The 10071-nt window shown below is 69.4% G+C and carries 10 protein-coding genes; 5 read left to right on the top strand and 5 right to left on the bottom strand.

Annotation, left to right across the window (positions count from 1 at the left end; translation table 11 throughout):
• Positions 1-168: 168 nt before the first annotated feature.
• Positions 169-1320 (bottom strand): cyclopropane fatty acyl phospholipid synthase, encoded by a 1152-nt coding sequence (cfa, locus tag BEI_RS10350; RefSeq protein ID WP_097791053.1) that lies wholly within the window; start codon positions 1318-1320, stop codon positions 169-171.
• Between the two features lie 124 nt (positions 1321-1444).
• On the opposite strand from cfa, the gene BEI_RS10345 reads away from it, so the two are divergent.
• From BEI_RS10345 to BEI_RS10325, 5 genes are all read left to right on the top strand, one after another.
• On the top strand, positions 1445-1765 hold the full coding sequence (locus BEI_RS10345; RefSeq protein WP_097789450.1) for an MTH1187 family thiamine-binding protein: 321 nt from the start codon (positions 1445-1447) through the stop codon (positions 1763-1765).
• 211 nt (positions 1766-1976) lie between these two features.
• Positions 1977-3077: a 4-hydroxyphenylpyruvate dioxygenase gene (hppD, locus tag BEI_RS10340; protein WP_097789449.1), complete on the top strand. Its 1101-nt coding sequence runs from the start codon at positions 1977-1979 to the stop codon at positions 3075-3077.
• Between the two features lie 167 nt (positions 3078-3244).
• On the top strand, positions 3245-4705 hold the full coding sequence (locus BEI_RS10335; protein WP_097789448.1) for a sodium-dependent transporter: 1461 nt from the start codon (positions 3245-3247) through the stop codon (positions 4703-4705).
• Positions 4706-4926: 221 nt separating this feature from the next.
• Positions 4927-5751: a uroporphyrinogen-III C-methyltransferase gene (cobA, locus tag BEI_RS10330; protein ID WP_379828895.1), complete on the top strand. Its 825-nt coding sequence runs from the start codon at positions 4927-4929 to the stop codon at positions 5749-5751.
• 44 nt (positions 5752-5795) lie between these two features.
• The gene (locus BEI_RS10325) at positions 5796-6212 is read left to right on the top strand and encodes a septal ring lytic transglycosylase RlpA family protein (protein ID WP_227644441.1); all 417 of its coding nucleotides are present in this window, start codon (positions 5796-5798) and stop codon (positions 6210-6212) included.
• 16 nt (positions 6213-6228) lie between these two features.
• On the opposite strand, the gene BEI_RS10320 is transcribed toward BEI_RS10325, so the two are convergent.
• From BEI_RS10320 to BEI_RS10305, 4 genes are read right to left on the bottom strand one after another with little or no spacing between them, the layout of a single operon-like run.
• Positions 6229-7308 carry an ABC transporter substrate-binding protein gene (locus tag BEI_RS10320; protein WP_097789446.1) on the bottom strand — a complete coding sequence of 360 codons (1080 nt, stop codon included), beginning with the start codon at positions 7306-7308 and terminating at the stop codon, positions 6229-6231.
• Positions 7305-8678, bottom strand: coding sequence for a sensor histidine kinase (locus BEI_RS10315; protein ID WP_097789445.1), 1374 nt, complete (start codon positions 8676-8678; stop codon positions 7305-7307). The genes BEI_RS10320 and BEI_RS10315 overlap by 4 nt, the downstream gene beginning before the upstream one ends.
• Positions 8675-9340 carry a response regulator transcription factor gene (locus BEI_RS10310; protein WP_097789444.1) on the bottom strand — a complete coding sequence of 222 codons (666 nt, stop codon included), beginning with the start codon at positions 9338-9340 and terminating at the stop codon, positions 8675-8677. The genes BEI_RS10315 and BEI_RS10310 overlap by 4 nt, the downstream gene beginning before the upstream one ends.
• A complete protein-coding gene (locus BEI_RS10305) occupies positions 9337-9939 on the bottom strand; it encodes an IclR family transcriptional regulator (protein WP_097789443.1) in 603 nt (200 codons plus the stop codon). Before BEI_RS10305 ends, BEI_RS10310 begins: the two co-directional genes overlap by 4 nt.
• Between the last annotated feature and the right edge of the window lie 132 nt (positions 9940-10071).

Below are 10071 nucleotides of genomic sequence, written 5' to 3'. Positions count from 1 at the left end.
GGCGAGTGTTCCGCAAGGATCAGCGCGGGGCGTCGTAGCGACCGGGGCGCCCCAGCGAGAAGACCACCTGCCACAGCTGCAGGTTGCGGGCGCGAAATGCCCCGGCACACACGGACAGGCCGAATGGGTGAGCCGGAACATCCGCCGCCGGCGGGTGTTCCGTAAGGATCAGCGCGGGGCGTCGTAGCGACCGGGGCGACCCAGCGAGAAGACCACCTGCCAGAGTTGGAGGTTGCGGGCCCGGAACGCCCCGGCACACACGGACAGGTAATAGCGGAACATCCGCCGGGTCCGCTCGTTGTAGTGCTCGGCGATCTCGTGCCAGTGGGCGTCGAAGTTGGCCAGCCAGGCCATCAGCGTCTTGTCGTAGTCGGCCCCGAAGTTCTGCCAGTCCTCCATCAGCAGGTGTCCCTCGCTGGCCTTGGCGATATGGACCGTCGACGGCAGCACCCCGTTGGGGAAGATATAGCGGTTGATCCAGGGGTCGGCGCTGATCTCCGAGTTGTTCGAGCCGATGGTGTGGAGCACGAACAGGCCGTCCCTGGGCAGCAGGCGGCGAACCGTCCGGAAGTAGGTGTCGTAGTTGCGATGGCCGACGTGCTCGAACATGCCGATGGAGACGATCCGGTCGAAGCGCCCCTGCAGGTCCCGGTAGTCCTCCAGCAGGATCTTCACCGGCAGGCCCCGGCAGCGTTCCCGGGCCAGTTCGGCCTGTTCCCGGGAGATGGTGATGCCGGTCACCTCGACCCCGTGATGGCGGGCGGCATGCTCGGCCAGGCTGCCCCAGCCGCAGCCGATGTCGAGCACCTTCATGCCGGGTTGCAGGTCCAGCTTGCGACAGGCCAGCTCGAGCTTGGCCTTCTGCGCCTCGTGCAGCGTCCCGGCGTCCTTCCAGTAGCCGCAGGAATAGCACATGGTATCGTCGAGCATGCGCTGGAAGAGATCGTTGCCGAGATCGTAGTGCGCCTCGCCGACGATATAGGCCCGGGCCCGACTCTGGAGGTTGAAGAAGCCGGACTGCAGGCGATACATGAGGCGCTCCGAGGGGGACTGGGCATGCTCGCCGAGCCCGTGGCACAGCAGGCGATGGGCCATCTCGTCGATGCGCTCGCAGTCCCACCAGCCGTCCATGTAGGCCTCGCCCAGCCCCAGGGTGCCCTGGTGCAGGATGCGGGGAAAGAAGTCGGGGTGATAGATGCGGATGTCCTGGGGGGCCTCGCCGTTGAGGGTGACCCCGGAGCCGTCGAGGAGCTTCTCGACGACATGGCGAGCCCGGGTATCGGGAAGGGCGACAGGGCCGAGGCGCGAGTCACTGGTCATGGAATCCTCCTGGTCCCGCAGTGGCTGGACGCCGGAAGCCGGCGGCAGAGCGTCTTCCATCATCATAGACCACTCATACAAGCGGCGGGTCCCGGCCCGTCCCCACAGCGACGAGGAATCCCGGATGTACGTCATCATCGATCTCTGCGTGGTCCCCCTGGGCGTGGGGGTATCGGTCTCGCCCTATGTGGCGGCCTGTCAACGGGTCATCGAGGACGCCGGGCTGGAGCACCGGATGCATGCCTATGGCACCAACATCGAGGGCTCCTGGGACGAGGTCCTGGCCGTGGTCAAGCGCTGTCACGAGGCGGTCCACGCGATGGGGGCCCCTCGCATCACCACGACCCTGAAGCTCGGCACCCGCACCGACCGGGAACAGCACATGGATGACAAGCTGGAAAGCGTCGAGACGCTGTTGCGAGACTCCGACGCCGGCAAGGTGTAACGAATCCCTTACGCGCTGTCAGCCTGGCTTGCCGCCAGGGTGACGCCATTCATGGCCTCGCCGGGGCCGTAACGCAGGCTTGACGACGGCCCGGCCAAGGCGGCCGGCGATGGCGGGGAAAGCGCATGATCGGGGCGTTCCGGCGGGGGCGAGGGCGCACTAGTCTGGGGGCATCCAAGGCACCACAACCACAAGCGACCCGGAGGTCTTCATGAACGCCCCTGCCAAGACCAGCGAGATCAGCACCGCCAATCCGATCGGCACCGACGGTTTCGAGTTCGTCGAATACAGCGCCCCGACCGCCGAGGGCATCGAGGCCCTGCGCCAGCTGTTCCTCCAGCTGGGCTTCACCGAGACCCGCAAGCATCGCTCCAAGGCGGTGACCCTGTTCCAGCAGGAGAACATCAACTTCGTGCTCAACGCCGAGCCCGGCAGCCATGCCGCCGAGTTCGCCCGCGTCCATGGCCCCTGCGCCTGTGCCATGGCCTGGACGGTGGCCGACGCGAAGCAGGCCTTCGATCATGCCGTGGCCTGTGGCGCCAAGCCGGTCGAGGTGCCGGTGGGTGAAGGCGAGGTGGGCATCCCCGCCGTCGAGGGCATCGGGGGCTCCCTGCTGTACTTCGTCGACCACAAGGTCGATGGCGAGGGTCGCACCATCTACGACATCGACTTCGAGCCGATTCCGGGCCGCACGGCCCAGGACCACAGCGTTGGCCTCAAGGTCCTCGACCACCTGACCCACAACGTGGACCGCGGCCAGATGGACGTCTGGGCGGACTTCTACACCCGGGTGGCGAACTTCCGCGAGATCCGCTACTTCGACATCGCCGGCAAGAAGACCGGCCTGCACTCCCGGGCCATGACCGCGCCCTGCGGCAAGATGCACATCCCGATCAACGAGTCCGCCGACGACAACTCCCAGATCGCCGAGTTCCTGCGCGAGTACAACGGCGAGGGCATCCAGCACCTGGCCATGGCCACGGACGACATCTACGCCACGGTGCGCGCCCTCAAGGCCAACGGCATCCAGTTCCTGACCACGCCGGACACCTACTACGAGCGGGTCGACGAGCGGGTGCCCAACCACGAGGAGAACCTCGAGGACCTGCGCGAGCTGAACCTGCTGGTGGACGGCGGTCCCGACCAGGGCGTGCTGCTGCAGATCTTCACCGAGACGGTGATCGGCCCGATCTTCTTCGAGATCATCCAGCGCAAGGGCAACGACGGCTTCGGCGAGGGCAACTTCAAGGCCCTGTTCGAATCCATCGAGGAAGACCAGATCCGTCGCGGCGTGCTCAAGGCCGACGACTGATCCCCACCCGCGCCCGGCCGGCGCCGGGCGCGACGAGCAGGGGGGAAGTGACAGAACAATTCGTCGCCTCCCTGCCCATTCACGACAAAATCCGTCACAATGGGCGCCTGTATTGGCCCCATGATTTGTGGCGGGCGACAATAACAGTTCCGTGACCCTGGTGAGACATGTCAAATAACGCGCAAAACCGCACCCAGTGGCTCGGCCGCTGGGGCTTCGTCCTGGCGGCGACCGGCTCGGCGGTCGGCCTCGGTAACATCTGGAAGTTCCCCTACATTACCGGCGAGTTCGGCGGCGGTGCCTTCGTGCTGGTCTACCTGGCCTGCATCCTGGCCGTCGGCGTGCCGGTGATGATGACCGAGATCGCCTTCGGTCGCCGCGGCCGGGGCAGTCCCATCGATGCCATCCGCCGCGTGGCCGCCGAGTCCAAGGCCTCCCCCGTGTGGTCGCTGCTGGGCTGGATGGCCATGCTCTGCGGCTTCATGATCCTGTCCTTCTACGTGGTGGTGGCGGGCTGGTCCTTCTCCTACCTGTGGAAGATGCTCAGCGGCGGCCTGGCCGGCTCCAGCGTCGACGAGATGGCGGCGATCTTCGGCGCCAACAACGAGAGTCCTCTGAATCTGGGCTTCTGGAGCACCCTGGTGACCGTGGCCACCATGGCCATCGTCGGCAAGGGCGTGCAGGCCGGCATCGAGAAGAGCGTGAGCTTGATGATGCCCGGCATGGTGGTCATGCTGGCCGTGCTGATCGGCTACGGCGTGTTCTCCGGCGGCTTCGGCGAGGCCGTGCGCTTCCTGTTCTCCTTCGATGCGGGCAGCCTGTCCAGCGAGGGCATGCTGGCGGCCCTGGGGCATGCCTTCTTCACCCTGTCGCTGGCCTCCGGTGCCATCCTCACCTACGGCAGCTACCTGCCCGGGCGGGCCTCGATCGCCCGCACGACGCTGAGCGTGGCGGTGGCCGATACCGTGGTGGCGCTGATGGCCGGCCTGGCGATCTTCCCGGTGATCTTCGCCAACGGCATGAGCCCCGGCAGCGGTCCCGGCCTGATCTTCATGAGCCTGCCGCTGGCCTTCCAGGCCATGCCGCTGGGCACCCTGTTCGGCATCCTCTTCTTCGTGATGCTGTCCATGGCCGCCTTGACCTCGTCGATCTCCATGGTCGAGGCCACGGTGTCCTGGCTGACCGACAACAAGGGCATCTCCCGTCGAACCGCCTCCTGGGGCACCGGCATCGTGCTGTGGCTGATCAGCACCCTGGCCATGCTGTCCTTCAACGTGGGCGCCGAGTGGACCCTGGCCGGCAAGCACTTCTTCGGCTGGCTGGACTACCTCACCTCGCGCTGGATGATGCCGCTCGGCGGCCTGGGCATGGTGCTGCTCGCCGGCTTCGTGCTGAAGAGCGAGACCTTCCGCGAGGAGCTCGGCCTGTCCCCGGCCTGGCACGCCCTCTGGCTGTTCATGGTGCGCTACGTCAGCCCGCTGGGCATCCTGATGATCTTCGTCGACGCCCTGGGCATCGCCAAGGTCCAGTTCGGGGTGCACTGGCCCTGGCTGCTGCTGGTGCTGGCGGTGATCACCCTGATCGGCGAGCTGGCCAGCCCGAGGCTCAAGCGCGTGCTCGGGGCCTGATCCGGCCCGCTCCGACCCACGACACGGCCCCCGCTTCGGCGGGGGCCGTGTCGTTTGCGGGGGGCAGGTGCGGCCGGTTATATCCTTGCGCCGGATCATGAGTGGCAATCGGGCGCCGAATTAATTACTTTATCGCATATAAAATTCTCCCAACCCCGAGTGATTGGAATATGCGCGCCGCAAGCCCTTCCCCTGAGCCGCAGTCCCTTCGGCTGCCCCCCGTGTCCTCCGAGCTGGCGCCGGGGCGGGTCAGCCTGGTGGGCGCGGGGCCCGGGGATCCCGAGCTGCTGACCGTCAAGGCGCTCAGGCGTCTGCAGGCCGCGGACGTCATCCTGCACGACCGCCTGGTCAGCGACGAGATCCTGGCGCTCGCCGCCCCGCAGGCCTGGCGGCTGTATGTCGGCAAGGCGCGCTCGGACCACAGCGTCCCCCAGGAGGGGATCAACCAGGCCCTGGTGGACTGGGCCCGGGCCGGCAAGCGGGTGGTGCGGCTCAAGGGGGGCGACCCCTTCATCTTCGGCCGCGGCGGCGAGGAACTGGAATCCCTGGTGGCCGCCGGCGTCGAGGTGGAGGTGGTGCCCGGCATCACCGCCGCCTCGGGCTGCGCCGCCTATGCCGGGATTCCGCTGACCCACCGGGACCATGCCCAGTCGGTGCGCTTCATCACCGGCCACCTGCGCAACGGCAGCTGCGACCTGGACTGGGCGGCCCTGGCGAGCCCCGGGCAGACGCTGGTGTTCTACATGGGGCTCGGCAGCCTGGCGATCATCAGCGAGCGCCTGCAGGCGCACGGCCTGGCCGCCGATACCCCACTGGCGCTGATCGAGCAGGGCACCACCGCCCGGCAGCGGGTCCATGTGGGCAGCCTTGGCAGCTTGCCGCCGGCCCTCGAGCTGGGTACTATCCGACCGCCGACACTCGTCATCGTCGGCACGGTGGTGACGTTGCATGACGCACTGGCCTGGTTCGACAGCGAGCGAGCCGGTAGCCTGGGTTGGTTGCAGGGAAAGCACCCGACACCGTCTGACACGTCTCGAGGCGCCTGATCGCGGGGAGGTCGATCGGCGTACCAGTCGTCGTGAGGTGACGCATGGGGTATTCCATGAAGGCGGGCCAGGCTCGCCCCAGAGGGTTTCGTCTTGTCTCGATCTGCCTGGCGGCGCTGTGGCTGACCAGCGCCGCCGGGGCAGTCCAGGCCAGCCAGTCCTCCGCCGATGCCCACCAGAGGGGCATCGCCTCCTACTACAGCGACCGCTTCCAGGGCCGGACCACGGCCAGCGGCGACGCCTTCGACCAGCAGGAACTGACCGCCGCCCATCGCAGCCTGCCATTCGGTACCAGGGTGTTGGTGACGCGCCGCGACAACGGCCGACAGGTCGAGGTCCTGATCAACGACCGCGGTCCCTTCGTGGACGGCCGGGTCATCGACCTGTCCAAGCGCGCCGCCCGGGCGCTGGGCATGCTCCACCGCGGCACGGCCCCCGTCCAGCTCAGCCTGGTTCGCTGATCCTTGCCCGCTCGGTTCAGGGCGGGGGCAGCCCCTCGCTGCCGCGCGCGAACTCCCGCCGCCATCGGGCCAGCAGCGCCTGCCGCTTGAGATCGTCCAGGGTGGCGAGCAGTCCCGGTCCCAGTGACAGGGGACGCAGTGCCTCCCCGTGGCTCTCCCGCAGGGCATTGGCCGTCCCCGGCCCCGTCAGGGCGGGGTGCAGGGCGCCCAGGGCCGTGCGCTCCGCGATCACCCGCTGGCCCGCCTCGCCGATCAGGAAGTCCAGGAATCGCCGGGCGGTCTCGGGATGGGGCGCGCCCCGCGGCATCAACGCCAGCCGTCGGGTCACCAGCGCATAGTCATCGGGGATGACCATGGCGAGGGCCGGATCCGCCTCCACCACGGCCCGTGCATAGCTGCCCAGCAGGTTGTAGCCCACCCAGTAGCGTCCCTCGGACAGGCCGGAGAGCATCTCGCCGGTGGTGTCCGCCAGGGCGGCGTCGGCTTCCCCCAGGGCCGCCACTAGATCCCAGTAGCGCGGCGAGAGCCGTGACTCGGCGATGGCATAGGTATAGCCGGCGCCGCTGCGGGCGGGGTCGTAGGTCACCACCCGGCCGCGCAGCGCGTCGGCGTGGCGTTCCAGCAGCGCCAGCAGGTCGGCATGGCTCTCCGGACGACCGTAGCGCTCGACGAGTTCCCGGCGTACCACCATGACCACGGGTTCGAAGGTGAAGGCGAACAGTTCCCGTCGCCAGCGGGCCCGGGCCGGCCAGGCGTCGGCCGTCGCGGTGTCGAGGGGGCGCGCATGGCCGTCGTTGGCGAGGCGGTAATGCCAGGGCATGGCGGACGAGAGCAGCACGTCGGCCTCCTCGGGGTGCTCCAGGAAGCGGCGGTGCAGGGTCAGGGTCCCGAGGTTGCGATAGGTCAGCGCGATACCGGGATGGCGGCGGTGGAAGGCCTCGAGCAAGGGGCGAACGTGGATCGGGTCCAGGGCGCCGTGTACCACCAGGGCGGTCGCCTCCCCGCCGTCCGAGCGGGCCGGATAGTCGAGGCGCTCCTCGGCATGCACCGAGGCAACGAGCAGCCAGCACAGCATGACGATCAGCAGGCGGATCATGAGGCCGCCTCCTGGAAGCGCAAACGGACGAGGAGACCACGGCCGTCGACGCCGTCGTCGAGACTCAGGCGGACCCCATGGGTGCGGGCGATACCGTCGACGATGGCCAGGCCCAGCCCCGAGCCCTCCTGGTCGTCGCTGCCGCGATGGAAGGGGCGCAGCATCAGCAGGCGTCGGGAGGCGGGAATGCCCGGGCCGTCGTCCTCGACCTCCAGCGTCGGTGGCGAGGGACGGGTGCGCACGGTGATGCGCCGGGCGCCATAGCGCCGGGCATTGTCGATGAGGTTGCCGAGCGCCTCCTCGAGCTGCCAGTCCAGCCCCTCGACCGTCAGCGCCCCGGCGGCCGTCTCCACGCCCAGGTCGATCCCGTCCCGGTGACACGACGCCCAGTGGGTGCGTACCGCCTCGCGGGCCAGGTCGTTGAGATCCACCCGGCCCATCTCGGGATGATATTCGGGGTTGTTGAGCCGGGTCAGGGACAGCAGCTGGACGGCCAGGCGCGAGATTCGGGTGCCGGTGGCCCGGATGGCCTCCAGCGCCTCCCGCCAGCGTTCCGGCTCGTCCTGGCGCAGGGCCAACTCGGCCCGGGCCGAGAGTCCGGCGAGGGGGGTGCGCAGCTGATGCGAGGCGTCGCCGATGAAGCGCTCCTGGTTGGCGCGCACCCGGCGCATCCGCGCCAGCAGCTCGTTGAGGGTCTCGCGCAGCTCGGCCAGCTCCCGGGGCAGGGGCAGGTCCAGCGGGGCGAGGGTGCGGGGGTCCCGGGCGCGGATGGCGCGGCGAAGGCGGGTGAGCGGCGCCAGGGCGCCGCGGATCGCCAGCAGCAGGACCACCACCGCCAGCGCCGCCATGCCGAGGATGTAGGCGAGGTTGGCCCGCAGCAACTCCGCGGCCAGGCGCTCGCGTCCCTCCCGGGTGTGGGCGACCCGGATCTCGAAGCGTTCCCGTTGCTGCCAGTCCTCCAGGCGCGAGCGGCGCACCCCCTGGCGCAGGGTCATCTCACCCCAGTCGATGTCCCGATACAGCAGGGCGGCATCGCCGGGTGCGCCGCCCCGCGGATCGCCGGGCAGCTCGGCGTTGCCGGTGACGAAGCGTCCCCGGGCATCGTAGAGGGCGTAGAAGACGCGCTCCTCGGCATCGGTGGCGAGCATCTCCAGGGCGGCGGGGGGCAAGTCCAGCCAGAGGCGATCGTCCTGCCACTGCACCTGTTCGGCGATCGCCAGGGTGGCCGCCTCGAGCAGGCGGTCGTGGGCGCGGTCGGCGGTGCGTCGGGCATCGAGCCAGGCTTGCAGGACCATGAGACCGCCCAGGGCCAGCAGCGGCAGCAGCAGCCAGGTCAGCAGGCGACGATACAGGCTGTCTCGCCGGATCACGTCGCCTCCAGCAGGTAGCCCAGGCCGCGTACCGTGCGCAGGGCGACGCCGCCGTCGGCGAGCCGCTTGCGCAGGCGGTGGACATAGACCTCGATGGCGTTGTCGCCCATGGGTTCGCCCTGGAAGGCCTCCTCGGCGAGCCGCACCTTGTCGACGGGTTCCCCGGCATGACGCATCAGGCAGGCCAGCAGGCGCTGCTCCCGCGGGGGCAGCGACAGCGCTTCGCCGTCCAGGCTGAAGCGCTGGGCCAGCGCATCGAAGGCCAGCGGGCCCACCTGGAGCTGGTGCCCCCGCTCGCGGCGGCGCAGCAGCGCCCGGACGCGAGCCTCCAGCTCGTCCAGGGCGAAGGGCTTGGCCAGGTAGTCGTCGGCGCCCAGGTCCAGGCCGCGCACACGATCTTCCACCGCGCCCCGGGCGGTGAGGATCAGCACCGGCGTGTCGGCATCATGGCCGCGCAGGGTGGCGAGCACCTCCAGGCCGCCACAGCCGGGCAGGTTGAGATCCAGCAGCACCAGGTCCAGGCCGTGTTCCGCGGTGTCGAGGCGGGTCCGGGCCGCGTCGCCGTCGGCCAGATGCTCGACGTCGTGTCCCTCCAGGCGCAGGGCATCCACCAGGGTGTCCGCCAGCAGCCGATCGTCCTCCACCAGCAGCAGTTTCCTCATGGCGTTTCCTCCGGCTGGGGGGCGGCCAGGGCCTCCCGCGCGCGGGCCAGCGCCCGGCGGGCCCGCTCCCCCGTCAGGCGGCCGGCGGGCCCGGACAGCGACAGCCACAGCGCGGTCGCCTCGGGGGCGTTCGGCAGCGCCACCCAGGTCATGGTGCCACCGGGCAGGGCAGGGCGGGGATCGTCATCGCTCTCGATCCTCCAGCGGCTGCCGGGGCGCAAGTCGTGCCGCAGGCTGGTCGCCGGCAGGGCCACCAGTCGGCACTCGACCTCGCCGCCTTGGGCCTCCAGCAGGGCGGCGGTTTCCCCGGTCTCGGACGCGAGCCGATCGAGCAGGGGCTGTATCCGCGCGGCCAGCGCGCGCGAGGGCGGATGTCGGCGGGCCAGGCGCACCGGGGTCGCGCCCAGCCGCCAGCGGCCGTCGGGGCTACGCTGCACGTAGTCGAAGCGCTCCAGCGAACCCAGCAGCCGCAGCAGGGTGCTCTTGTAGAAGCCGGTGGCCTGGGCCAGCTCGGCCAGGCTGAAGGCCTCCTTGTCGGCATCGAAGGCGTCGAGCACCGTCAAGGCTCGCTCCACCGCTTCCACGCGATCCTGTGCCATCTCTAGGTCTCCGAGGCGGTAGGGGATGCAACTTTGGTCGCAATCTCACGGACAGGCATTGACCCCCGCTCGCGGGGCGCCTAGCTTTCCATCCTGAAGAACGTTGTTCTGCCTTACAGAATTGTAAGCCAG

Origin of the sequence: Halomonas beimenensis, assembly GCF_002549795.1 — a bacterium.
Lineage (GTDB): Bacteria > Pseudomonadota > Gammaproteobacteria > Pseudomonadales > Halomonadaceae > Halomonas > Halomonas beimenensis.
Note: the sequence above shows the minus strand (reverse complement) of the source record. Positions and strands in the feature narration are given on the sequence as shown.

Excerpts from the sequence above, each read along its gene's own strand:
- BEI_RS10320 (WP_097789446.1), bottom strand. The coding sequence starts at position 7,308 with ATGATCCGCCTGCTGATCGTCATGCTGTGCTGGCTGCTCGTTGCCTCG.
- cfa (WP_097791053.1), bottom strand. The coding sequence starts at position 1,320 with ATGACCAGTGACTCGCGCCTCGGCCCTGTCGCCCTTCCCGATACCCGG.
- BEI_RS10310 (WP_097789444.1), bottom strand. The coding sequence starts at position 9,340 with ATGAGGAAACTGCTGCTGGTGGAGGACGATCGGCTGCTGGCGGACACC.
- BEI_RS10335 (WP_097789448.1), top strand. The coding sequence starts at position 3,245 with ATGTCAAATAACGCGCAAAACCGCACCCAGTGGCTCGGCCGCTGGGGC.
- hppD (WP_097789449.1), top strand. The coding sequence starts at position 1,977 with ATGAACGCCCCTGCCAAGACCAGCGAGATCAGCACCGCCAATCCGATC.
- BEI_RS10325 (WP_227644441.1), top strand. The coding sequence starts at position 5,796 with ATGGGGTATTCCATGAAGGCGGGCCAGGCTCGCCCCAGAGGGTTTCGT.
- BEI_RS10345 (WP_097789450.1), top strand. The coding sequence starts at position 1,445 with ATGTACGTCATCATCGATCTCTGCGTGGTCCCCCTGGGCGTGGGGGTA.
- BEI_RS10305 (WP_097789443.1), bottom strand. The coding sequence starts at position 9,939 with ATGGCACAGGATCGCGTGGAAGCGGTGGAGCGAGCCTTGACGGTGCTC.